Genomic DNA, 25,076 nt, shown 5'->3' with positions numbered 1-25,076 from the left:
ACTGTTAATATTGACGTTGGGTTTGAGCCATAAATGTGGCAATGCTATTAAATTAAGGATGCGGCTATTGTTGCGCTAAACTTAAATGCTGCTCGATATCGCGAATGAGTTCACTTAAACGTATTTTTCTTGTACTAATTCTGGAATCTTCTGTATGGAACTCTGCATCTAGGGAAAACAAAGACGCAAGGGGATTATCATTGTTTTGTTGAGTGGTGAGTTTTTTCTGGCCTACGGAAATAAGCTTTTCACCTGAAACAGTATCATGTTCTAAAATAAACTTGCCTTGGGATAATCCGATAACTTGATTATCTCCTGCTTTATTTTGTTTGGTAAAAACGAGCACTTCCTCATCGATATTAAAACGTATATTGCCCGGCACATACATATTCACTTTTGTTTTCAATCTTGGGTGTATCGCACTGCCACCCAGTGTTGTCACAATCAACTGAGCTTTATCATCGCCTTTTAGCTGTTGTGATATGTCAATCGTCGTATCGGTTACAATTTTTTTTCCTAGCCAACGGGTTTGCACGTCAACGCAGCGGGCCACCACAATATCATCGGCGTTAGCGGTAAGCTCTTCGAGTGTCATCGAAATACTTGAGGCCGCATTGGCATACGTTGAAATAACACCACTAACAATAAAAATAAAAGAAAAAATAAGCGTCTTCATCATAGTTAAACTCATTTTAAATACACACGCGAATCTTCTATTGCGTGCATAACATCAATACCAGTAAGCGCTATCTTATTAATGCGCTTACCCTACTTATGACTTTATCGAGCCCACTATCTAGGGCCATCAGTAAGGCATATGTTCTAAGGTGTGGTCACCGTACTTACGCTATCCATGATTAGCTCAGTGAAAGGCGCACCTTCGGAATTAACCGCACTTATCCCAATATAAAAATCATTACCGATAGTAATTGTCTGGCTGCCCACAGTCGTCCAATTATTTCCATCGGTGGAGACATACCCGGTAATGGTGGTACCTACTTTTTGCAGACGAACCCAGTGACCCACCTCTACCGCTATGGGTGATGGGGTATAGTTAGTATCGGTAAATTCTTCGTTACGGCTTATTAAAAAACCGCCCGATAATAATTCAATCATCATCGATACATGGGCACTGCCAGAATCTAAACTGCTTCTAATCGTTAACCCTGTTTTTGCGTAAAAATTACCAATGCTCACCACTCTCGCCTGCATATCGATATCACCTTGGTAAGGCTGGTATACCAAGAAAAAGTTATCGACAAAACTTCCCATATCAAAGCTACCGGAGTTGATGGTGTAGGTGCCGGTAGCCGAATCATAGGCGCTGGTGCCCGCTTGTCCCGGATTGCCAATATCAGCGCTTTGAGTGAAGGCCAGGCCATTACCACCTCCCGAATCACTCGCAACCACGATGGTGATACTGTCACTGGCAGAGAGGCTCGCACTATCATTAATTGTTGCCGTAATGGTATGGCTGCCAACACTCAAGGCTGAAGTTGTCAGGGAAGCGCCGCTGCCAAGTGCCCCATCTATACTGGACTGCCAAGTAATCACCGACGAAATATTGCCGTCTTCACTATCGTTCGCATCACCGTTAAAAGTCACGGCACTGCCTTGAGTAACAGTGATGCCGGTATTGGGTAACGTGATCGCAATAGCAGGCGGCATATTGGATGAGCTGCTCGTTATCGTAATAGTGACCGAAGCCGACGCTGTTGCAGAAGCACTATCTGTCACACTTGCCGTAATCACGTGCGTCCCTTGTGATAAATTGGCGAGTGCAAGAGAGCTTGCTGTTCCCAACGCACCATCAATATCAGACGACCACATTATTCCACCGCTTAAATCACCATCTTCGGTATCGCTGGCTGTTGCGGTAAGGTTTACAGATGTCCCAGCATCAAAACTCGCGCCATCTGCTGGCGATGAGAGAGTGATCAGCGGAGTATCGTTAACCGCACTGGGAGTCATCGTAATATTGACCGCAGCGGACGCGGTAAGAGACCCACTATCTGTCACACTTGCCGTAATGACATGAGCGCCTTGCGACAAGCCCGACAGAGAAAGGGAACTGGCAGTACCTAAATTACCATCGAGATCTGATGACCACGTCACGCTATGACTTAAGTCACCATCCTCAGTATCGCTGGCTAAAGCCGTCAATGTTACGAGCGTACCGCTATCAAAACTCGCGCCCTCGGCAGGCGAAGTAATCGTGAGCGAGGGCGCGGTATTACCAACGCTAGGCTCGCCTGCGACCAAAGATAACTGCTCAAAGGTAGACGTGGTATCGCTGGCACCTTCAGAATTAACGGCAATTAAACCCACATAGAAATTCGTATCGAAGGCAATGGTGGCGGTAGCGACTAACGTCCAATTATTACCATCGGTAGAGAAATAACCATGGACCACATTGCCTGTTTTTTGTAAGCGAACCCACCCCTCATTCGCGGCACCTGTGGTCGCGCCAGTATAAGAGGTATCGGTAATATCTTCCGTACGATGGATAAAGACGGGCGAACTCTCCCGCTCAATTGTCATAGAGGCATGACGACTCGACGAATCGAGACTCGCGCGAATCATCAAACCCGACTTAGCGAAGAAATTACTGATACTGGTCACACGGACACGAATATCAATATCACCTTGGCTTATCTGGTAAGCAAAGAAGAAATTATCGGAGAAACTGCCAATATCAAAGCTACCGGTATTGAGTGTATAAATACCAAGAGAAGCGTCATAACTCATGCTACCAGGGTTACTTCCCGGTGTGCCAATATCGGTGCTTTGATTCAACGTAATGGTGCCGGCGTCTTGTTCACTTTGCACCATGAGATTAATCGTGCTTACACCAGTGGCACCATCTGTGTCGATAGCACTTGCTGAAATTTCGTGAGCGCCGACACTCAAAGAGGAAACAGAGAGGGTCTGTCCAGTACCGAGAGATCCATCGATACTTGAAGACCATGTAATCGCATGACTTAAATCACCCTCAAAATCGTCATCAGCATTTGCGGATAAAACTGTAGACCGCCCTTCAATAACAACGGAGCCATTTAATGGCGAAGAAATTGTCACCGTAGGCGCGTTATTAATCACGGTGCAGCCCAACGGGTCTACCCGACTACCGGGCGCAGTACCAGGACATTGATCAATACTATCGACGACACCATCATTATCACTATCGGCTTGCGAAGCACTGCAGCCGACATTATCCACCACGTCACCAAATAAGGTATTGGGGCATTCATCAAGAGCATTATTAATGCCGTCAGCATCATCATCCAACTGTGTTTGTGCGCATCCAGCAGAATCCACTGTCTCACCTTGAGGGGTTAAAGGGCAAAGATCAGGGCCGTCGACAACACCATCATTATCGGTATCTATGGCACACCCCAATTCATCGACATGACTAGCGCTTGGGTGTGTATTGGGACATTGATCAATACCATCGGGAACACGATCACCGTCACCATCTAGCGCGCAACCGTCGCCATCAACAAGCGCGCCGACGGGGGTATTCGGGCATATATCTACATGATCATTGATGCCATCATTATCACTGTCAATCTGTGAAACAGAGCAGCCGCGATCTATCAGCACCTCATCTTCCGGTGTTGCAGGACACTCATCTTCGTTATCAAAGAAGCCATCATTATCGGCATCTAAAGGTAAATTCAGTGACTGTAAATACAGCGAGACAGACTTCGCACACTCCCCCACACATGCCTGCGGATTATCAATGGGCATTTGATGACTAACATAGTTAAATAATGCGGCTAGCGGCGTTTGCACGCCTTCACCTGAAATAGCAATGAGGTTTTCATTAAACTGCCCGATACCACTTGCCGCAATGCCATGACACTGGGAGCAGTTATCTAAATAATGTTGCTCTCCCTGAAGTACACTTCCACCCGCAGGAACACTCAGAACAGGACTAGAGATAAGATTAGCGTTGGCATCCATTTCGATCTGTGTCAGATCAAACTCGGTGTCACCAATAATCAGCTGTAATTTATGATCGGAATGTTTAAACCAATTTAACAAGGTAATGGTTTCACCGGAATCATTGTACGTCATGAGCAGATCGCCAAAGCTGTTTCGTGCCCAGGAAAAATCGTCGTACTCGGGCACCCGAGGCTGATCATCAACAAGACCGAGAAGCAGTTCTAAGGAATCAACATGCTGAGGATTTCCAGCATCCACGTGGCTATAGTCCGAAATATAGAGATCACCACTCCCAGGTTGCCAGGAATAGCTATCATTTTCATTGCCTCCAACAAGCAGGTCTGTGCCTACACCACCATCTAGGTAGTCATTGCCATCACCGCCAAAGAGACGATCATCCCCTTCATTTCCCTCTAAATAATCGGTATTGCCACTTCCTCCCTTTAACCAATCATTACCTGCGCCACCGATAAGGTAGTCATTATCGTTACCGCCAATGAGGTGGTCATTACCGTCTTGCCCCTCGATCGTCAATGGGACAAGCTCAGGCCCGATAACAACATCATCACCTGCCCCAGCATAAAAGCGATCAATATTACTCAATACCATTAACGAAAGGTCGTACGTATTACTTTGGTCATCGGCATAAATTGAATTTGTACCCAGCCCGCCATCTATCGCTTCTATGTTCGTCAAATCTTCGATCAGGAAGAGATCGTCTATCGGGTTGCCCGCAAATACATCATGGCTAAATACCGTATCGAAATCGTCGCCACCATCCACGATATCACCGAAGGTATAGTAAATAATATCGTTGCCACTGCCACCATCAAACCGATCATTTCCGGTATTACCAAACAGAATATCGTCCCCTCCCAGGCCGATTAATTCATCGTCTCCCGCCAAACCGTACAGCACATCATTTTCAGCCGTTCCTTGTACTGTGTCGGTGCTGTTTGTGCCGGTTAGAATAGAGGTGGCGGCGGTAATTGTCATCCGAACAAAACCATTATCAACACCGCCGTTATTGTCTTCGACAAGGTATTCAAAACTGGCGTTGCCAGAAAAGTTTTTATGCGGCACAAATGTAATTTGTGCAAGCTTATGATTGACAAAAACGTTGCCATTAACCGCATTAAACGCTTGATAAATAGTAAGGTCATCACCGTCAGCATCGGTATCGTTACCGAGTAATTCAGCAAAACTAAATACACGCGGCAAAGGTGAAATATTTAGGTAATTATCATCTATTGCAACCGGTGAACGATTACCAAGACGAACGTCAGTAACGGTATAATTGGAAGTATCTCCACTATACGAGATATTAAACGCGCGTCTCACCACCCAACGATTGCCTGAGCGCTCATAGAAATTACGTATTGTGATGGTGTCGTTTGCTGAATATCTAATGATCAAGCGATCTTGTTGTTGAGAGAAAATGGTGCTTTGTGGGGTAATCCCTGGGCCGAAAAACAAACGATCATTCGCCTCAATAAAACCTTCATTAACAACCAGTGTGTCGTGCCCATCACCAAGGTTAAAATAGATATTATCCCGACCGCGATCTAAATAAATCGTGTCATCACCGCGCTCACCGCGAACTTGCAGTGAGCCACCATTCCAGCCTAATGAACTATTAGAACTCCCGCCCGTAATAATAATATCATCGCCGTCACCAGCAAAAATAGAATCACGCGCACCACCGGCATCGATAAAATCATCCCCTCCGCCAGCACGGATAGTATCTTCACCAAACAGTGTTTGTATGTATTCGTCAGCGTTACCTCCCTCAACGGTATCTCTACCGGTAAAGTTGGAATTTTCTCCCGTATTGCCTTGAACACCTATCAGCGGAAAATACTTTCTACTTGCGCCAGAAGGATCAGTTTTCGTCACAAGTAATTCTGGGTGTTGATCGACATACCACTGGTCAACACCCCGAATAGTCATCCCTCTGGATCGTCGGATATGCGCTATGGTTTGCCTGCTAGAGCCGCGCGAGTCACGATATTCAGGCAGTAGCAACGTACTATCTCTAAGTCGAACAGAACCACCATCATAGACACCAAAAACACTGCCATACTCGATGACTTGATAACTTGCGCCATAGGCCATTGGGTCATAGACGAAAGAGATAGGTAGAGGCGAATCATCACTCGCCGGAAAGAATAAGCTGTCAAAGCCAAAGCCATCAGCTAAACACTTATGAGTGCTTTCAAGTGTGTCATTACCACCACCCACTCTAAAGATATAATGCACCCGACCACAGTTTCCCTTCCAAATAAAATCATCTCCTGGCCCTGAGTCAAATTGGAAATCCTGATTGTCTAGCGAGCTCACTAAAATTGTTTCATTGTAGGACGTGCCCACAAATGAAGACCCAGCAGGGCCAACGCGAACCCAGCTTCCATCAGCGGATGGTGTCGAAAATCGAGTGATAATATCTTGGTAGGTCACCACAACATCAGAAAATGTAATATCAGATAGCACTTGAATAATCTCACCTTGGCTATCGACGATCGATGTAAAAACATGCCGAATAGTGAGCACTTGAGTAGGATCATTATCGATGGTAATGAATAAACTATCATTCTTCATGGCAAACGATGCGCGCGAGGAGTCGATAGAACTTAGATCCCAATGATTATTGATACTAATACGAGAGTATTGAAAGCTACCACTATCAATAACCCTTGCTAATCCCAAATTATAAATATCTCGGCCATCTCCCGCTGCATAGTGGAAGACATTGTCATGAATAAATATATCAGTGGTATCTGCACCATAAAGAAAAATATCATCACCAGCTCCACCACTTAGATTGTAACTGGGGTTACTATTACCTCCGGTTGTTCCATATAGATAAAATTTGTCGTTATCGCTGGAGGCCTGATTTAACTGTGTCATTAATTCAGTGTGAGACCAAAGTGTTCCATCGGATAAGAACTCAATGCTTAATACCGTGTCTGTCTCAGGCCACGTGAAGCCATCGCGCCAATAATTATTAAATGTTATGGCATCGACAGTGCCTGCGACATTAAAAACTATACTATGAGAGTCCCGTTCTCGTTTGTTAGTGACAGAAACTTGTTGAGGAGAAATATCAGCGGCAAAAACGATGTGGTGAGTACCACCATCTTGGTGGATGATATCTTTATCATCGCCAACATTATAATGATAAGTATTACGGCCACTGCTGGCCCTTATAATATCGTTACCACGACCACCGACAAATATGTCATTACCATTTTGACCATTTAAAACGTCATTACCTTTATCACCAAATAGCGTGTCATCACCTAAAGTACCAAATAACTCATCATTTCCGCTCCGACCATTGGTCACACTATCGGCGTGTCGTACGAAAATAGTATTATCGGCATCGTTTGTGTGTTGAACATTGATATCAAATAACAAATCACGTAAAGAAACAGCACTTGAGTCAGCGAAATTTAGTGTTACCTGAACCAGTCCCATCATCACGTAATCGGAGAAGTTTCGACGAATGTTCTGTTGGTCACTCAGCCTAGTATTATAAAATTGAATTTCGTCAGTCGCTGAATAGCGCACGTTAATGGTAGGGTTACGACCATTATTGTTATCGTCATAGCTGATAACAAAGTCATCCAGGTGAATGCCTTCAGAAAAATAAATATTTGTGTTGGTCGCTTCGTAAGGTGTTCTTACACTGTCAATGCCATCACCAATAGATAACTCGGCAACAACATGAGTGTTAATGGGATAGCTATCATTGCCAGGGCCTGCGATCACTCTCGTAAGACCAGAGTTTCTAAAGCCTGATGCCAAGTATATTAAATCGTCATGATCACCGGCATAGACAATATCATTACCGCCACCAGAGATTTCAATTTGATCATCACCACCAAAAGTCCGAATGACATCATCGAAAGGTGAACTAAAAAAGTTATCTACCTCATCTGTCCCCGTCAGTAATAACTGATTAATGTCCGTTGCCGATAGCACCCTACCTTCAACGTCAATAAAATTGATAGTCTGTATAATATTTGAGCTAGAGCCTGTGATATAGCCATCAATTAAAATAGAGTCATCGCCTTCGCCGTAATTAATACGAATATCAGATCGGTTCACTTGCTCAAACTCTAGGCTTTGCAGCGAGATACCATCGCCAAAAATAATACGACCTTCGCCACCTGGGGCTGTAATCGTGTCGCGTCCATCACCGAGGTTAAAGAGAAATTTTGCACCAAAGCTTAAGGTATCTTGATCAGGCCCACCCACCAAGAGGTCGGTTAATTCACGGGTTATAGGGTCTCGACTTCCTCTTAGAAAATCATTTCCGGCGAGACCATAAAGTTGATTCCCACCTTCAAATCCATATAGCGCGTCTTGGTTTTCCGTACCGATAAGTACTTCATTAGAAGATTCCCCTTGATCCTTTCGCTCGCCGACAAGCAGCTCGATGACTCTTGTTTGCAAAAGATTATTAGCACCCCGAACGCGAATGGTAACGGTGTTAATACCTTGCTCAAGTGTCAGGTTGCTTGTGAACTGATAACCACTTTCGCTTTCAGAAATAGTTGCAGCAATATCATTGACTAAGACCGATACGTTAGCCTCACTAAGACTCCCAAAAACCTGCTGTTGTGCCTCGAAAAGAATTTGTCCATCACTATGACTTTGCACATTAAAATTCACGGTATTTAAAGCAAATGCTGTCAAGGTAAATGCTTCGTTCATTTCTATTTGATAGCCCTGCCCCCGTACGATAGGAAAATCAACGCCATCAGGCACATCATTGAGGTAACTTGCTTCTTCATATAGGCCGGTTCCTGTATTAATGCGTTGAATATTGGCAACAATATCTGCGCCACCTAAGGCACTTAACACATCAAACGCTGAGGTGCCGGCAGGAATACATGAAATACCAACAAGGTTGATACCTGTATTAAGATTAATAACATTACAGACAGGATCGCCTTCAAGCTCCAGTGTTCGAGCTTGTATCATTTGCACGCGGTAAGCTTCATTGTGCTTTATAGGAAAGTCGACACCACTGGCAACACCACTGATGTATTCAGCCGTTTGCCAAAGTTGTGTCTCCGAATTAAAGCGTTCCACATAACTGGCAACACCATCACCGCCGAGAGTATTTAATAAATCAAACGCGCTAAAGTTCACGGGTACTGCAGTGGGGTAGCTAAATAAATTTAAACCACTGGCCAATGTTATGGTCGTCAATAACGGGTTCGTTCCAGCGGCTATTTCACTACCGTTACTCACACCATCAAAATCAAAATCTTCGTCAGCGTCAGCAATACCGTCATTATCGGAATCAGTACTAAAGGGGTTACTGCCAAAAATAGTAATTTCATCATCATTACTGATGCCGTCATTATCATTGTCTGCATCACAGAGGTCGCCAATGTTGTCACCATCAAAATCATCCTGTGAAACATTGTGGGTATCAGGACAGTTATCGACACTGTTTAAAATACCGTCGCCATCGGCATCGTCTGCTGTGAAGTCACAAGCATCACCAATACCATCGTTATCAAAGTCAGCTTGATCCGGGTTTGCGATAAATTGACAATTATCGAGAGGAGCCTGGACTTGGGAGGTTTGTCGCAGTACAGATAAATTTCCGCTTCGGGAAAATGAGCGGTAACTAGAACCGTCAACCGAAATTAAAAATACTGAAGAAAGTCCAATCTGGCTATGGGGAATGCGCGGTAAAACAGCCGTAACAATACCGGTGTCAGTTTCTACAGAGACATTATCACGCGCATTAATTCCTTGACCGAAGCAATCACAATTATAAATATCAATGGAAATGCCTAGCATTCCATTTAATGCCTGTTGTTCAGAAGTAAGCGGTTGCGGTTCATATACGCGCGTCGTGACGTTAAAAATGCCCATAACGATACTATCGGACGTACTCAAGTCTGTCTTGACAACGGCGATCGCTGCATTCAGGTCACGGCTACCGACTACAGGGATTGTTGAGCCGATAAAATTTTCAATCCTGGTATAGCGATGCGACGCTACTGCGGCACTCGGCAAACGATCCAGATCATTGATGCCATCATTGTCATCATCCGCATCGCACGCATCTCCCAGTCCATCATTGTCGTTATCCAATTGATTCTGGTTACTTATCGAAACGCAGTTATCAACAACATTACCTACTTGGTCATTGTCTGTATCTTGCTGATTCGCATTAGAAGTAAAAGGCGCATTGTCTAAGACATCAATCACCCCATCATTATCGTCATCGCTATCACATATATCCCCCAAGCCGTCGTTATCATTATCATGTTGATCAGGGTTTGGGAAATTAAGACAATTATCAACACTGTCAGAAATAGAGTCACCATCGACATCGACGATGGGAGTGTCGCTAGCGTTATTGGGATCACTGCCAAGTTGAAGTTCGGCACCATCATTGACACCATCACCATCACTGTCCGCATTAAGTGCGTCTGTCGGCGTCGCGCCATTAATTTCACTACCATCATTAATGTTATCGCGATCGGAATCTGCTTGATTGGCAAGCGTACCATTGGCGACTTCGTCTGCATCCTCAATGCCATCACCATCGGTATCACGCACTTGGCTATTGCTTCCATTCCGATACTCTTCCAGGTTACTTAAGCCATCGCCGTCACTGTCCAAAGCGGCATCATTGGCATTATTAATATCGAGGCCATTAGCGAGCTCATAAACATCACTAATTCCATCACCATCACTATCTTTTGCTACTTGCAAGCTTATCGGGCTAACAGCAGAAAACTTAGTTTCACCACGAAGGTTATTGTTAGGCAATGTATCGCGAAAAAAGCCTTCGCCTAAACTTCCTCCCATGACCCGAATACTACTAGACTCGCCACCTACCACGGCCCGATGTAATTGCTGAGCATCATCAAAAAGATTGGTTAAATTAACGGTGGCCAAGGCGTTGGCAATACCATCCCCGACCATGTAGGAAACCGGCGATTCACTGCCTTCAACACTCAAAATAACAATGCTACCATTGGCAGGGCTACCGCCTCCCTCTTGAAAAACTTCGGTACCAATGGTTTCATTGCTGGACGGTAAACTATATTGTTTCGTCTTAACTGATGGTAACGCACCCGAGACAGGAAAACGCTCCACATTGGCATCGACATTGGATGTATTAACAACGCGATAAAAGTAAGGTGTGTTAGCTTCTAAACCAGAAACCTTAACTCTCATGACGCCATGAGTCTGCGCCATGTTAGCTAATGCATTGTCACCCGACACAGTATAGTTAGGAGAGATGCTAAGTCCTGCTATAGGTTCAAGGCCTTGGACATCTTTATAGATTTCTATATGAGGCGTAGAGGCCTCATCGGTCTGCCAGTTGACAGTAAAAGACCGACTGCTTACATCTGTGACAACAATTTCGCTATGATTAATCGCACGTGCTTGTTGAATACTTAATAGCAAAATTCCACATGTAACGGCTATTTTTTTTGAGATAGATGTAAAACGTCTTTGCCCTATCCGTAGTATGCTCATAATAATCGTCTTTAAAGTTATACGGCCCGATAGATTAATACACTAACCTCATCGACTTATACATGGTAAACGTATTGATGTTAACTCACTCTGCTTATAGAGAAAATAAGTCCTAGTTGGTTGAACGGTAACGATACACCGCACAGCATAAACTTTTGCACCATAAATATAAGGCTTTGCAAAGGTCGCGATACCGAACATTTTTTCAACTGCACCACTAAACATCGAGTTATTATATTTTTCTTTTATTCAAGAAAAAATACAGAATTACCTACACTTTACAAAGGCATATTTAGGCCAATAATAAAGGTATATCCTGTTTTTAATTTTTACTTTTCTTTAACAAAGTCGGGTGAGTAAATGACAACGACAAAAACAATAAACATGCTCGTTACACGATAAAGTAAGCTGCCCAAATAAAGCGACGCAAGACCGTATTAGATATATATTCCTGTAAAAGCATGTGTAATTTATATTCTGCCGAGTTAAATAATCCTTATCAAAAAATATATTTAATATCCATTTAGCGCTTTATTAACAGCAATGGCTTTTGTTAAGAAGTGACTGACTTTATGAAAACACATGACAGGCGTACTTCCTTTTATTTTACTTACAACCCCAATAAGAAAAGATGTTCATACAATACCATTAGTATTTGTACTGATATATCCATTTAACAATGATACCGATAATATTGCAAGCCCTTAAAAAGGATTTTGGCGACACTTTGCCACTAGAGACGCCCAATATGTCACCTATAAACTCCCACTAAACAATCTGTATTTTTTAGTCATATTATTGTCATAATAGACGGCGTTATATACAGCAATAAAAGGATGCATTTAATACTTATATGGGTCAACCCAGAGTTGAACCCCCATAATGCAGGTAAACAAGACCACGCGTTTATTGCCAATACTGCTAAGGCAATCCATATTCTAACATGCCCATCCTTTCGATAAAAACACGATCGATTCCAATATCTTGCGCTAGATCAATGCAACGAAACCGACACCAAAAGTAGTTCAAGTTATCATCAATACCTACAAAATAGTTTTCAGCTTAGGGATACAACTGTACATCATCTAATAATACAGAAAGTGCATCAGACTCCATGGAAAAGCACTCCTTGTACGTTTCCTAATCGAGGGCAAACCATTAATATTATTATCTTTGCCTCAACCAAGGCCACACAAGTGCCATAAGAAACACCCAAAAAAATGCGCGTTTTGATAGCCTAAAGCCCGAATCATTGTATTGACATCACTTACCTGCTGCCCAATAAAAAAGGCACTCAAACGTTTATTTATCTGTTTCTTCCCCACCTGTAAAGTATGAGCATACTCTGACAATTGTTCAAAGCAGGGGTCGAGTTAACAATTTAACCACTACATTTCATCAGCTCTAGGCTGTAATGTATTTCAATAAATCAATATTCAGTTATCTGTAAGATAGAATTGTTCCTTCAATTACTTACTTATTCAAAGTTCCCTATAACACAATTATAAGATTTTGATTACATCAGAGGCTTTTATTTTGATATTTACGAAAAACTCCTATTAAACATTTATTCTTTTAAAAAGGGTTTTATCTATTTCATTCTTATATCAGAAAAAATCAAGTTGACTATTTTTCTATAATTACACTCTAAATTTTTCAATATTAACGACCCAATAAAAATAAACGCTAATAACATTTTATGATATTTCTTAGGGAATTCGAAAATAATTAGGGTTTCTCACATCAAAATCACATTGAGATACCTTTGATCTGAATATGTCATGAGCACCTCAATATTTTTAATAAACACTTAAATAACAGTAACACTATTGAAATTAATTATAAGATTAGTATTTTACGAATGAATAAGTCCGAGTTGCATCGGCTGTACGGAAGAATAAAAACTTAGCTTCCAAAAAATAATTTTCAATGCCAATCTTGACGATTAAATATCGCCACTGTAGACAACTATTAAAAAAACACTATACTAAGCGCACTTGGTAAATAATTGAAATAAAGATAAAAACAGTTTTCCAAGCTTACATAAGGAATGGGTAGTCAATACGACGTTTTCTTAATATAGGTAGACCTTACTAGCCTTTTACTTTGAACACTTAGCGTCATCATTTTTATAAAAAAGAACTACGCCGACGACCTCTTGTATTAAAAAGCTAGTTTCATATACGACATGGAGAGTTAGGATGCATAATTCAAGCCCCGTCAATTGGTCTTTACTCGCAGGAGTACGTTTTTTTCTTGCCTGGATCGTCATGACTGCCCATATAGATTTTTATGCACCAGGAAGCATTGCAGCAGCATTTTACATGTTTGGGGCAAAAGCGTCAGTCGCTGCGTTTTTATTAATTTCTGGTTTTTCAATTGCCGCATCCATCGAAAGTAGGCCCCAAGGGTTTATACTGAGACGGCTACTCCGAATCTACCCACTCTATTTTGGTGCCTTATTGTTAACTCTTTTCGTACAGAGCTTTATCGTCTCAACTACGGATAATCCGATATATCCAGCAGATGGTTGGGGGAAAGTTATCGGCAATATGCTAATGACACAAATGTTTTTTGTTAAAGCATTAGTATATAACGGCCCTTTCTGGTCATTAAGCATCGAATTTTTCTTCTATGTTTTAGCTCCTGTTTTCTGCTTTATGAAAAAGAAATATTTATACACGCTGATTGCCATTTCAGCTATTGTGTATATTTTACCGAGTAAACCTGAAGCTAGTATATTTTACGTCATGTTACTTAAATTTAATGCGCTTAAATACTTATGGATTTGGCTATTGGGTTTCTGCTTATACAAAAGAGAACCAAAGCTAGATTTTATTGGCGGTGTGCTCTGCATAACTCTGCTAGTGCTCAGCAGTAATTTTACTCACCCATTAAATATAGTAACATTAGGCGGCACTTACCTAATACTGTTATTTTCACACCATATCACAATCAGCGGATCTATAAGAAGTGTACTGAATTACCTGGGTGATTTATCGTATCCGCTCTACCTTATGCACTTTCCGTTGATACTCCTCGTTGTATACGGCTTAAATATTCAATCAGAATTCTTACTTTACACGATTATATTTTTAACGACTGCTCTTAGTATTAGAGTCTTTGATGTATACCTGAAAAACATATTATTCAGACCATTATTTACGAAGTTACTTAACTCTTCCATGTGGAGAAAGACAGTATTTAGTCATGTTCCACAAAAAATTGCCATAAGCTATCGACTTTGATAACAAAATAAATGGTTATTTTTAGGGTTAAACATAGTGCAGAAGAAAACATATTTTTACTGCGTGGACATTGATATAACGAGTATAGTATCTGTAGTTCAAATAAAATATTGTCATCATGGGACGAAGGAGTTTTAACCCAAAATATAAACGGAAGGATGTGCTTTCTGTAAAGCAATACAATCAAGATATTACTTCTGAATTTTTAGCATATCAGTATTATTTGACTCATTAGATAAATACATGAGCTATGGCCGGACATGATCTTATAGATAAAAGAAGTATTATTCGTTAACTTTTATATTGAAACCACTATATTTAGGAGAAAAATGATGAAGGACTGGAAAGACAAAGTGAAGCAGATGGAACGTTCAATAGAACCTGCGGTGAGTGGCGATGAGGATCTAGGCCCCTATAAGTGGCTTCCTGAAGGCGTCTGGAAAAATCCCAAAAAACAATTTGGCTACAATCTTATTGCGCTCCCCTTTAAAGATGCTGATCAGGCACGATCACGCGGCTACCGTGTATTAACGAACAAATATAAAGAAAAATTAAAGTTCACGATTGCGGATAAAGGGGCGCCAAACCGAGGGGTTGCACCTGTTGAAAAAGATAAAAATGACGGGGTCTGCCATAGAAGTGATGATGTTGATGCAGGTACGTTTAAAACTGTTGACCAGTTTGCGCTAACACTGGACTACATTCAGGAAATAGAGCAGGTAGAAGCTATCAGTTTTCCGGATGTACCTCCTGAAGATAGACCAAAGGAGACAGGGAAAATAAGAAAAAAAATCCATCATGAGCCAGGCTTATTTTTGCGTATGACAGATCCTATAGAAACAACCATACAAAGAAAGCCAACGGTGAGAAACGTACCGTTAAATCTAGCGCGTTTAGCGACTATCCCTCACGGGAACTCTGTTTTGGCACTGGGTAGCTGTGAGGTTTTAGAGTACTCAAAAACCGAGCTTAAGAAAATTATTTGTGCGAAGGATGGTGATGCTGCCGATACAGCAATGCGTGATTATCTTTTACTGCCAAAAGATAGTTTCCGTATAGGTATGCCTCAAGGGACAACTCAGGATTTAGATAACTCTTCTTACCTCGAACCTTACCGAAAAACAATTATTGACAAAGGTACGCCTGATGAATTTAACCCGGTAGTACCTCAAGCACGGTTGTTTAGTGATCTCAAACACGTCTTAGAGATCAAAAATTTCAAAGTTAAGGGGAAGTTCCCCATCAAGAAGACGACCAAGATTTATTTCGATACTGACTTTGCTACAGGGGGTATTCTCAATATCCCCTTTGTCACCAAACAAGCTAACGCAGCGGCTATGCGATCCACGTTCTGGATTCATGAATTAGAAGACACAGGAGACTATGATGACGAACCCAAAATGGTGATGCAATATTTACAAACCGTTTTGTTAGACTTTCATGTGATTCGTTCAGATGATCTCCCTGGTCGTATTCGGTGGCCCCATATTTCCATTAACACAATGATTAAAAAAAGTAGGCGGCGGTAGAAAGGTGTCGTGAAGTATTGTTGTTAACTCACATTCAAAGTGCAGATGTAGTATCTCAATCGATAAGGCATTAATGTATTAAGTCTACAGCATAAATCGGGTAAGAGTTGGCATCTATTCAACCCAGCTCTTACCGCATTATCCTTCGAGCGAATCAATACAAAAAAAAGTACTTATTTGATTATCACCCTGAAAGCAGTAAACGTTGATACACTGACCAAGTATAAATATTCGCATCACCCTTTTTAATAATTTATGATGTATTATTGAGTGTTCGTTGAATACTTAGCGTCCAAGAATTACATCAAGAATCTCCACTTATTATTTGAACACATCTCACCTAAACACACTGATCAAGTTTCATAAACAGCATCTACGGCTGCCTGAGATACCGGACGCTGTTGTTGGCTATGGTAACTTTCTTCGTTCGGATGAGAAAAAGTAGTATCAGTATTCATATGCCATTCTCTATCCGCTTTTTCCACATCAATGGAACCATCACCTTCTTTTGTAATACGACCAGCCTTGATAGCTTTACGTACCGCCGTATCAGAAATACCCCGATGGCGGGCATAGGCACGAATAGAGATTCCCATAAAGGTGCTCCGATAATTAATAGGGCCATCGCTCAGATAGCAGAAAAAATCAAGCAGTATTTAACAAAAAACTCATAAACAAATAAATAAAAAACACCTTAAAAAATCAGCTAAAAACCACTTGATGTAACGCTCAAACGAAGGGTTAATGCTCCTACAAATACACAATAAGCGAGATAGAAAAATATTATGTTTAACCCTGATGACCCCAAAAGCCCAACAGCAGAATTTATAGCTAAAAAGCAACAGATTGATAAGGCGCTACAACGCCTGCAGCAGAAAAGCGATGAATTCTTTAACGTTAACCAAAACAAGATACATTGGGGGCATGTTACCGACATTACCGATTATGCCGAATTACTAAATCATCTTACCGATAAAGTATTTAAAGAAGGCGAATATGCGCCAGGAAACACAGCTAAACGTTAAAAATAAAAAGAGAGGCTACATTTTTTAGTCTCTCGACTACCCCACGACGCCAATAAAAATCATCCAGTAAATACCGAGACAATCATTATGATAAAACTCACGAATACACAAACCACCATTTTAGCGAACGCGGCACAAAGAGAAACAGGCTCGATTTATCCGCTGCCGAACACTATCAATAAAGGCATCGAGTCGCGTGTTATTAACAGCCTTCTCAAAAAACAATTTATCGACGAGAAGAACGGTGACTACACTATTAACGCCAACGGATTTAAAGCTATTGGCCTTGCACCTAGGGAGAAAAGCAAAACGAGCAAGAATGATATTATTCTCCAGCTTGTGAGCGCCAAGGAAGGGGCAACGCTTGAGGCTTTATGCGAGGCTACCTCTTGGCAGAAACATAGCGTAAGGGGCGCTATAAGTACTTTAAAAACTAAAGGACATACTATTGTTTCCTCTAGAGATAGCGATGGATCGCGTAAATACACATTAAAAAAAGACAACACGCATTAGATATTACCCCGTCATTAACCTGTCCAAAAAAATATAAAACAGCGCTTTATTGAATTGACCTTGTCAGTAAGTGACGCCTGAATGGAACACAACACCCTACAATCCGCCAAAGGAACTCCGATAATGACAGCAAAAAATCCAGAGGTAAAAATAGATACAAGCAAAGCCATGTTGCTAGTAAAAAACAAAAGCACTTATCACGCCGTCTATTGTTTTTATAACCATCATAATAATAATCATAAGGGCGGCCTGGGTGATATTTTGCATCAACACTACAACACATTAGATAGCATCTATCAACTTATCCAAGGTGGCAATATTCATACCCTATATGCCGACAGTATTCGTCTTTTTACGATTGGCCACAAAAACCACCACCCTAATACCACATATAAAGATATCGGCATTGCACTAGACGAAGGTGTTAAAGCTAACGTCCATCATATTTATATCTATGCTAATGATCTCTGGCGGCACACGCTGCTTGCTATTTAGCTAAGTTTAAAAATCTACATCATTGACTTGATGTAATCGTCGAAGAGAGCGTTAATGTAACAACATAAAAAACAACTCAAGGAGTTATTGCCATGACTGAATTACGATTAGCGCTTACTAATAAAGTACTAGAGATTATTTACCCAGAAGACCGCAAACATTTTAAAGAATATATTGACTATTTTACCGATGATGACCTTAAAAATATTAACAATGCAGAACAATACAATGAAACCTATAAACATAAAGCTGAAATTAAAGTAACGTTAAAAGGTTTTGTCGGGTCAGATGTATTTAAAGCGGAATATATTGCTAATACCAACAATTGGGCAACTCAAGCCCATTTGTTAATAATTAAGAGGATGACAGCAATGCTCGATTGTTTTGATATTCATACACTCAATGCTATTGCGAATCGTAGTGTTGATATACCTAGCATCGTTAAAGAAATGGACGATATCTAACGATACAGATATTGGGAGGCTAACATTTAGCCTCCATCAATAAATAATTAAAAATATAATAGCACTTCCTACCTCAATATTTATCCATCATTGACTTGATGTGTCTCACAAAAGCGTCAATGTCCGGACTTAAACACGAAACGCAACGTAGAGAAAATGAGTGCGCCAACATTTTAAAATATGTGGCACACCTTCGTATAGTAAATCAATAGTCTTATTACAACGTAATTTCAGCGTTTTATATTTAATATTTTTTATTTATCAAGAATTCTGACTCCATCTCCATCAGCGACTTTTTTCACGAATGCTATTCTCAAATCTGTACTATTTCTAAAAGCTAAGTCAGATTGCCCAGGGATACGAAAAGAAGAATGGAGTGTTTTGCCTGTGTCGAAAATAATGCTATCACCAATAGACATATTGGATAACCAATATGCTTTATTAGATTCTTTTTTATCAATAATTCCGGCAGGAAAAAACTTATCTTTATATTTTCGAGACGCTGTCACACCCATCACATCTTGATCTTTAACAGTATTATTATCATATACAAATAATGGGTTAGATTCATTTACTTCATCCTGCAGTGTCCAGACATTAATCATTTTAACTAATTCATAGTCACTTTTACCAATTTTATCTGCAAAATTTTTATCCCAACTCGAATGGAAAGCTGTAAAAACCTGTTTAACGTCGGCTTTTCTTTCTAACGTAAAGTCGACATGAGGGATAACTGAAGGTTTTCTTTTTTTAACTCCACCGACAACATCAGCTTTTCCTGATGGGCCTCTTGGTTTACTAGAACGAGATACCATCCCGAGAGGAACAGCGATAACATCCTCGCCTAAATCATCTAGATATTTTTCCGTGAGTTTTGTTATCTCGTGTTTTAACTTATCCATGTCGCCTTCACTATGCTTTCCATCTCGAATAGATCGTATCAGGTCATGAAGCCTACTTGGTAGCTGCCTAAATTCAAATCCATGTTGGAAAAGCTTAAAGTCTTCAACCCTACCACGAATATCAATAATCTCTTGAGATACTTCTTTTAATTTACCGCCTTTTATCTGTTGAGCAATATTTAATCCCACTGGAGACATGTGGTCAAAAGCTTTGAGCTTTGGCCCGGCACTAAAAATATTGGCAGGCATAGCTAGATTTAAAGTGGGTGCTCTATAAATAGGCTCTGAATGCCTTACGTGACTAAGCGTAAGTGCATTCGAAAGATTTGTTTTCTTTGAATCTTCTGTGTGCGTGAAATTCGGGGTTCTTAAGTGAATAGATGCAGATGGTATTGTCATAGAAACTCTTACATATCTTAAAAATTACAAACCTTTGTAGGATATAGATTCAAACAGTTTGCTTTTTTTAATGCAATTTACACTATGAGAATAAAATAATGTCACAACAACTATTACTAATAGAACGGTTTTTATAGAATAAATTATAAATACATATAATGTGCCCCCCTCTAAACTATTACTTTTGTCACATGTTAATTCACAATGGCGGGATAGTCACAATTATCAGATACTTCTTATGTACCGAGATAAAAATAAAAATTTTTTCTAAGTATAATAATAAACATTCTTCCTATTATAAAATAGTTTCAGCTTCCGATAAAATATATGCACCAATGACTTGATGTAGTCGTCGAAACGAGCGTTAATGTCCCTACAGAAACACATCAAGCGAGGAAATTAAAATGGGCACATGGGCATTACCTAAAACAAAAAAAATCGCAAACGACTTGCAAGTATTGATGAAAAAGCCAATACCGTGCAACCAAGCGACTCATCATTTAGTCGACATTATCGGCGACGATGATTTATACGATCTTCTCGAAGCATTGGAGGGTGATTTTGATATACGCCCCATCATTCGAGACTTTTTAAGCGAAGTCATCACACAGCGCATCGACTACAACAATAATGACTGGGATAAGGAAGCCCTCCGTATTTGCACACGGCTAACCTCACCCTAGAGGTTAAGCCGATGTTACCTCCAGGCTGTTAAAGGTAAGAGAATCCAACAGCCTTGTCGCTTCCCCCCCTGAATATTCTTGCCAACGACGAATAATAACGTCCACATATTTAGGATCAAGCTCTACTAGCCTTGCACGGCGGTTCGCTTTCTCACAGGCAATTAAGGTACTGCCAGAGCCACCAAACGGGTCTAATACAATATCCCGACTTTTACTGGAATTTCTTATTGCTTTCTCCACAAGCTCGACCGGCTTCATCGTAGGATGTAAGTCACTCTTATTAGGCTTATTAAAAAACCATAGATCGGTTTGATTTCTATCACCGCACCAGAAGTGGTCGCTGCCCTGTTTCCATCCATAGAGAATCGATTCGTATTGCCGCTGATAATCGGAATGGCCTAATGTAAAATGATTTTTCGCCCAAATAATAAATGTCGACCAACGGCCACCGGCATCGCGAAATGCCTTTTGTAAGGTATCCAGCTCGCTGGAGGACATACAGATATAACACGCGCCTTTAGTTTTATCGAGGATATGCGTTAGCGCGTCTTTTAAAAATGTGTAAAAGCCCTCGCCTAGATTATCATTGAGTATAGGGCGACTATTAAAGCGTATTTTATCGCGCTGGTTGCTCCCATAATCCACATTATAAGGCGGATCGGTAAAGGTCATATCGACCAACTCATCCCCCAGTAGCGTATTAATATCCTCACGGCTAGTGGCATCTCCACATAATAATTTATGATCGCCTAGCAACCATATATCACCGACTTGACTGATCACACTTTCTTCTGGCTCAGGCACCTCATCCTCGTTACCCTGGCTATCCGATGCGCTATCAAAATCCAGTAATTCATCTAGCTCGTCATCCGAAAAGCCAATGATATCGAGATTAAACCCTAGGTCTTTTAAATCATCAAGTTCCAAGGCAAGTAGTTCGTCGTTCCATCCAGCGTTTTCTGCGAGTTTATTATCTGCAATAACCAGCGCCCGTCTCTGTGATTCTGTTAGATGATCTAGAATAATCACAGGGGCTTTTTCAAGTTGTAATTGTTGTGCGGCTAGTAGGCGGCCATGGCCTGCGATAATCGTTCCGTCACTCGAGACTAGGATAGGATTAACAAAACCAAACTCGACAATACTGGCAGCGATTTGAGAGACTTGGGTATCGTCATGAGTGCGAGCGTTACGGGCATAGGGAATAAGTTTTTTGAGTGGCCGGTGCACCACCGAATCTACAGCGATGTGCGCCATATACAAACCTTAGTAAAATAATAAAAACAGGAAAAAACAAAGATATAAAAAAATACGAAACAAAAGCGAATGAAAGGATCATGTAATGCAAAGGGTGCGAACTTGAATGTAAGAGTGCGAACCTGCGAACTGCGAACCACTTAACAACATCTATCGCTAGCGGAATTCGGCGGTGTGGAGGCCCGCTTGGCGCTTATCTCCACCAAGTACCTTTTTGATATTTTCGAAGGAGATCGCAGACGTTCGGCGAAGTTTTTTAAGTGTTATGAGCTGGTTTACAAATAAGACTGTGTTAATTAATAAAAGTTTCAATCAAATTAATTTTTTTTCAAAGCTAATATTAATGTAAGAGAATAATCAATAAATGACAGTAAAAAATAACGCGAGAAAAATATTCCACTAAACACAAATGTTACATATGTTTAATCCCATCGTAAATAATAAATCCCGCTCCTCCAATCACCGCGATAAAGAATAAAATTAATAACGTGAAAAATGTTTGTTTAATCATGAGGAAGACCCCTGTGTGTGATTAACTAGATTACCCCGTAAGTCCGAATTTATCACCCCGCTGAAGCCTGGAAAGTGCCAGTATAACGTGGGTTAAATAATTTAATCGCCTTGACCTAAGCTACCCTACTGCTTAGGTCGCTAACATTTTAAATCCCTCACATGAGCAGTTTTCAAGACATAAAAAATCGCAGCGATAGTCTCGACTGGGGTCTAATAAAAGACTCTAGGTAAATATTTTTATAAAGCTAATCTAAAGCTCTTTGCATGTTATCTCTCTTTAGTTTAAGGGTTTCAAGCTTATCTTTCTGTTTGCTCGTCATAGCTTCTCTTGGAATGCTATCAATCTGCCTAATCTCGTTCTTTAATGTATTAAGACGCATTTTAGCAGTACGATCATCATAGCTATTAAAAGCATCAGTTATTAAAGTGCTAGTCACACCTGCATGTCTTATTGCTGAATCTATCTGATTTTTATGCTGTGCTCTTAACGCACTTAAGGAATTATCTCTACCAACAAAAATAATATCCTTTCCGTTTATATGTGTCGACTCATGGTCTAACAAGCTTGCTGACTCATGTGGCATTACGGAACTTCTGGCATCTAGAAGACTTGTTTGTTGTTGAACTGGACTATGATTTCTCGCATCTAATATCGCCGGGGCAGTAGCACGAGCGCCTACGAAAAAGCTTGGTTGTCTTTCATCTCTGTTTTCTCTTGCGATACCGAAGCTGTTTGAAAGAGGATTCATAGCGTAAGAACCAGCAAAGGCTGGAGTATGTAGTGTCATATATGTTTCCTAAAAGATTTCATCATAGATAAATTAATTAAATTTAATAGCTTTGTATCGTTATAGTATCGATTTAAACAATTTGGTTCACTTTTTAAAAATCGATAATTATCACAGTAATATCTTAGTGCTTAGGAAAATATAGACTTAAAAATCAATAATTTGGTATCGAATAGTCTGAACTTAGAACCAAGTTTATACTATCAGGTTTAAGGATTCGAATAGCTGTTGTGACGCTTGGTAATACTTAATTACACCATCCGTTATTTTTTCAGGCATAAAAAAACCGCAGCGATAGTCTCAACTGCGGTTTAATAATTTGTTAAATAAATATTACGTACCGTATTGGTTGGTACTTGTCTCAGGATAGGGCAAACTATACGCCCAAACGCGGAATTTGTCCCACCCGTTTTTTAAGACTTCTTACCGGGAATTACCGCCACTTACCGGTACTTCTAAATTATCACTAATTGTACTAAGCGCTTCATTCCAATAACGCTGTGCCGTTGTTTTCGGATAGCCCACCTCTCGCGCAATGGCTCGCCATGACATGCGCTGTGCTCTAAGCCAAATTAATTTACGCCGCTCTGGCTGATCGACTAACGTAATCCAAGCTAAGGTTTCTTCAGCGCGATCAATGGCATCGGGGAGTGGTTGTAATATCGTGTATTGTTTTGTTTTTTCCATCCGAGCAATTTCTCGTGGTGTGTATTTAATTTCAGGCCAATAATTTCTATGGCCCAGTGATATATTTCCTGGTAACTTGCTTAACACGCTAACACACTCCTCAAAACGCCGTGCTACGGTTTTATTATCCCAGCTATGCCGATGCATTAGTGTCTCCCAGTTTGTTGATCCTGCGCCCACATGAGCAGTCCTAGCGCATCTGCCTCGTTATCGTCAGCAGGTTCATAGCCTAAACGTCTCACCGAATCGATCATAGCCTGTTTGCTCGCATTACCTTTGCCCGTGATATGTTTTTTAATCGTACCAACAGGCACACCTTGGTAAGGAATATTTTCCTGCTCACCAAACGCGGTAAGTGTTGCTAAAAATCCGCCGTACACATGCGCTGCGTCTGTCCCTATGTGCCGCCTAACCTCCTCGAAATAAATTACGTCTATGCCATCGATGGATGTATGTAAATCTCGTAGCCAAGCATTAAATTTTAAAAATCGCATCCCACCCCCGTCGTAACGACTATGCTTGAAATTAGCGATGCCGCTGATAATTAATTCTTTTGATCTCATCGCCCATCCAGTCGTTGTTCCTAGATCCAGTGATAATACGTTTAAATTATCCATTATTTTTTTCTCCTTTGCGTGACGGTTTTTTTAGGGGCAATACGTTTTCCTCGTGCCCGGTGTTTTTCGCACCGACGTGTTAACGACCTAATTTTAAATGGTGTGGCTGTTTGAAATGATGCACCGCATTCAGGACACCGACTATCCCACACCAATAACATCGTCTCCCTCCCATTGGATTTTCGTGTATAAAATTCTACCCTTTTGAACTCATAGGCCTGTCCGTCATACATCAAGATCATTCCTGGTCGAGGGGGCATATTAAATTCATGTATCATCGTCTCATCTCCGCCGTGAAAAAAAACCTATCCGACGAGGTGATATTAACCCTACTAGTTCACTAAGTAGGGTTAATATACCCGTAGGGGATATAGTCTGTGTTACATCCTTAAAAAAGCTCAAAAAGTCACGCAGCACTAAGGCTAGAAGCAGGTGCGCAAGACTTTTTAAACCGAAGGAATGTAAAAGTTCGATATTTTTTATAAGCTAC

The 25,076-nt window shown here is 40.9% G+C and carries 16 protein-coding genes; 7 read left to right on the top strand and 9 right to left on the bottom strand.

Translation table 11 applies throughout. From position 1 onward, the window contains the following. Positions 1 to 64 precede the first annotated feature (64 nt). Positions 65 to 679, bottom strand: coding sequence for a hypothetical protein (locus BVC89_RS08000; protein WP_086930689.1), 615 nt, complete (start codon positions 677 to 679; stop codon positions 65 to 67). Positions 680 to 822: 143 nt separating this feature from the next. Further along, entirely contained in the window at positions 823 to 11,469 is a 10,647-nt protein-coding gene (locus BVC89_RS07995; protein WP_086930688.1) for a thrombospondin type 3 repeat-containing protein, read from the bottom strand. Positions 11,470 to 13,670: 2,201 nt separating this feature from the next. Between BVC89_RS07995 and BVC89_RS07990 the strand changes: the two genes are divergently transcribed. Next, positions 13,671 to 14,717: an acyltransferase family protein gene (locus tag BVC89_RS07990; RefSeq protein WP_086930687.1), complete on the top strand. Its 1,047-nt coding sequence runs from the start codon at positions 13,671 to 13,673 to the stop codon at positions 14,715 to 14,717. Between the two features lie 329 nt (positions 14,718 to 15,046). Next, the gene (locus BVC89_RS07985; RefSeq protein WP_158657844.1) at positions 15,047 to 16,246 is read left to right on the top strand and encodes a heme-binding protein; all 1,200 of its coding nucleotides are present in this window, start codon (positions 15,047 to 15,049) and stop codon (positions 16,244 to 16,246) included. A 353-nt stretch (positions 16,247 to 16,599) separates the two neighbouring features. Here the strand turns inward: BVC89_RS07985 and BVC89_RS30140 are convergent, their stop codons facing one another. Continuing rightward, entirely contained in the window at positions 16,600 to 16,842 is a 243-nt protein-coding gene (locus BVC89_RS30140; RefSeq protein ID WP_086930685.1) for a hypothetical protein, read from the bottom strand. 189 nt (positions 16,843 to 17,031) lie between these two features. On the opposite strand from BVC89_RS30140, the gene BVC89_RS07975 reads away from it, so the two are divergent. From BVC89_RS07975 to BVC89_RS07960, 4 genes are all read left to right on the top strand, one after another. After that, the gene (locus BVC89_RS07975; RefSeq protein WP_086930684.1) at positions 17,032 to 17,271 is read left to right on the top strand and encodes a hypothetical protein; all 240 of its coding nucleotides are present in this window, start codon (positions 17,032 to 17,034) and stop codon (positions 17,269 to 17,271) included. Between the two features lie 87 nt (positions 17,272 to 17,358). Beyond that, positions 17,359 to 17,784 carry a DUF3489 domain-containing protein gene (locus BVC89_RS07970; protein WP_086930683.1) on the top strand — a complete coding sequence of 142 codons (426 nt, stop codon included), beginning with the start codon at positions 17,359 to 17,361 and terminating at the stop codon, positions 17,782 to 17,784. A 123-nt stretch (positions 17,785 to 17,907) separates the two neighbouring features. Next, positions 17,908 to 18,279, top strand: coding sequence for a hypothetical protein (locus tag BVC89_RS07965; RefSeq protein ID WP_086930682.1), 372 nt, complete (start codon positions 17,908 to 17,910; stop codon positions 18,277 to 18,279). Positions 18,280 to 18,371: 92 nt separating this feature from the next. Next, positions 18,372 to 18,743 carry a hypothetical protein gene (locus tag BVC89_RS07960; protein WP_086930681.1) on the top strand — a complete coding sequence of 124 codons (372 nt, stop codon included), beginning with the start codon at positions 18,372 to 18,374 and terminating at the stop codon, positions 18,741 to 18,743. Between the two features lie 254 nt (positions 18,744 to 18,997). On the opposite strand, the gene BVC89_RS07955 is transcribed toward BVC89_RS07960, so the two are convergent. Further along, positions 18,998 to 20,044 (bottom strand): hypothetical protein, encoded by a 1,047-nt coding sequence (locus BVC89_RS07955; protein ID WP_086930680.1) that lies wholly within the window; start codon positions 20,042 to 20,044, stop codon positions 18,998 to 19,000. 404 nt (positions 20,045 to 20,448) lie between these two features. Between BVC89_RS07955 and BVC89_RS07950 the strand changes: the two genes are divergently transcribed. Then, positions 20,449 to 20,727, top strand: coding sequence for a hypothetical protein (locus tag BVC89_RS07950; RefSeq protein WP_086930679.1), 279 nt, complete (start codon positions 20,449 to 20,451; stop codon positions 20,725 to 20,727). 3 nt (positions 20,728 to 20,730) lie between these two features. On the opposite strand, the gene BVC89_RS07945 is transcribed toward BVC89_RS07950, so the two are convergent. The 5 genes from BVC89_RS07945 to BVC89_RS07925 form a co-directional block, all read right to left on the bottom strand. After that, positions 20,731 to 21,981 carry a site-specific DNA-methyltransferase gene (locus BVC89_RS07945; protein WP_086930678.1) on the bottom strand — a complete coding sequence of 417 codons (1,251 nt, stop codon included), beginning with the start codon at positions 21,979 to 21,981 and terminating at the stop codon, positions 20,731 to 20,733. 758 nt (positions 21,982 to 22,739) lie between these two features. Beyond that, on the bottom strand, positions 22,740 to 23,282 hold the full coding sequence (locus BVC89_RS07940) for a hypothetical protein (RefSeq protein ID WP_086930677.1): 543 nt from the start codon (positions 23,280 to 23,282) through the stop codon (positions 22,740 to 22,742). 423 nt (positions 23,283 to 23,705) lie between these two features. After that, positions 23,706 to 24,116 (bottom strand): DUF6362 family protein, encoded by a 411-nt coding sequence (locus tag BVC89_RS07935; protein WP_086930676.1) that lies wholly within the window; start codon positions 24,114 to 24,116, stop codon positions 23,706 to 23,708. Further along, positions 24,116 to 24,586: a crossover junction endodeoxyribonuclease RuvC gene (locus BVC89_RS07930; protein WP_086930675.1), complete on the bottom strand. Its 471-nt coding sequence runs from the start codon at positions 24,584 to 24,586 to the stop codon at positions 24,116 to 24,118. The genes BVC89_RS07935 and BVC89_RS07930 overlap by 1 nt, the downstream gene beginning before the upstream one ends. Then, positions 24,586 to 24,864, bottom strand: coding sequence for a hypothetical protein (locus BVC89_RS07925; protein ID WP_086930674.1), 279 nt, complete (start codon positions 24,862 to 24,864; stop codon positions 24,586 to 24,588). Before BVC89_RS07925 ends, BVC89_RS07930 begins: the two co-directional genes overlap by 1 nt. Positions 24,865 to 25,076: the final 212 nt, after the last annotated feature.

The organism is Agarilytica rhodophyticola (assembly GCF_002157225.2).
Taxonomy (GTDB): Bacteria; Pseudomonadota; Gammaproteobacteria; order Pseudomonadales; family Cellvibrionaceae; genus Agarilytica; species Agarilytica rhodophyticola.
Note: the sequence above shows the minus strand (reverse complement) of the source record. Positions and strands in the feature narration are given on the sequence as shown.

Excerpts from the sequence above, each read along its gene's own strand:
- BVC89_RS07925 (WP_086930674.1), bottom strand. The coding sequence starts at position 24,864 with ATGATACATGAATTTAATATGCCCCCTCGACCAGGAATGATCTTGATG.
- BVC89_RS07930 (WP_086930675.1), bottom strand. The coding sequence starts at position 24,586 with ATGGATAATTTAAACGTATTATCACTGGATCTAGGAACAACGACTGGA.
- BVC89_RS07945 (WP_086930678.1), bottom strand. The coding sequence starts at position 21,981 with ATGGCGCACATCGCTGTAGATTCGGTGGTGCACCGGCCACTCAAAAAA.
- BVC89_RS07935 (WP_086930676.1), bottom strand. The coding sequence starts at position 24,116 with ATGCATCGGCATAGCTGGGATAATAAAACCGTAGCACGGCGTTTTGAG.
- BVC89_RS07990 (WP_086930687.1), top strand. The coding sequence starts at position 13,671 with ATGCATAATTCAAGCCCCGTCAATTGGTCTTTACTCGCAGGAGTACGT.
- BVC89_RS07995 (WP_086930688.1), bottom strand. The coding sequence starts at position 11,469 with ATGAGCATACTACGGATAGGGCAAAGACGTTTTACATCTATCTCAAAA.
- BVC89_RS07975 (WP_086930684.1), top strand. The coding sequence starts at position 17,032 with ATGTTTAACCCTGATGACCCCAAAAGCCCAACAGCAGAATTTATAGCT.
- BVC89_RS07940 (WP_086930677.1), bottom strand. The coding sequence starts at position 23,282 with ATGACACTACATACTCCAGCCTTTGCTGGTTCTTACGCTATGAATCCT.
- BVC89_RS07960 (WP_086930681.1), top strand. The coding sequence starts at position 18,372 with ATGACTGAATTACGATTAGCGCTTACTAATAAAGTACTAGAGATTATT.
- BVC89_RS07965 (WP_086930682.1), top strand. The coding sequence starts at position 17,908 with ATGACAGCAAAAAATCCAGAGGTAAAAATAGATACAAGCAAAGCCATG.
- BVC89_RS07950 (WP_086930679.1), top strand. The coding sequence starts at position 20,449 with ATGGGCACATGGGCATTACCTAAAACAAAAAAAATCGCAAACGACTTG.
- BVC89_RS07985 (WP_158657844.1), top strand. The coding sequence starts at position 15,047 with ATGATGAAGGACTGGAAAGACAAAGTGAAGCAGATGGAACGTTCAATA.
- BVC89_RS07955 (WP_086930680.1), bottom strand. The coding sequence starts at position 20,044 with ATGACAATACCATCTGCATCTATTCACTTAAGAACCCCGAATTTCACG.
- BVC89_RS30140 (WP_086930685.1), bottom strand. The coding sequence starts at position 16,842 with ATGGGAATCTCTATTCGTGCCTATGCCCGCCATCGGGGTATTTCTGAT.
- BVC89_RS07970 (WP_086930683.1), top strand. The coding sequence starts at position 17,359 with ATGATAAAACTCACGAATACACAAACCACCATTTTAGCGAACGCGGCA.
- BVC89_RS08000 (WP_086930689.1), bottom strand. The coding sequence starts at position 679 with ATGATGAAGACGCTTATTTTTTCTTTTATTTTTATTGTTAGTGGTGTT.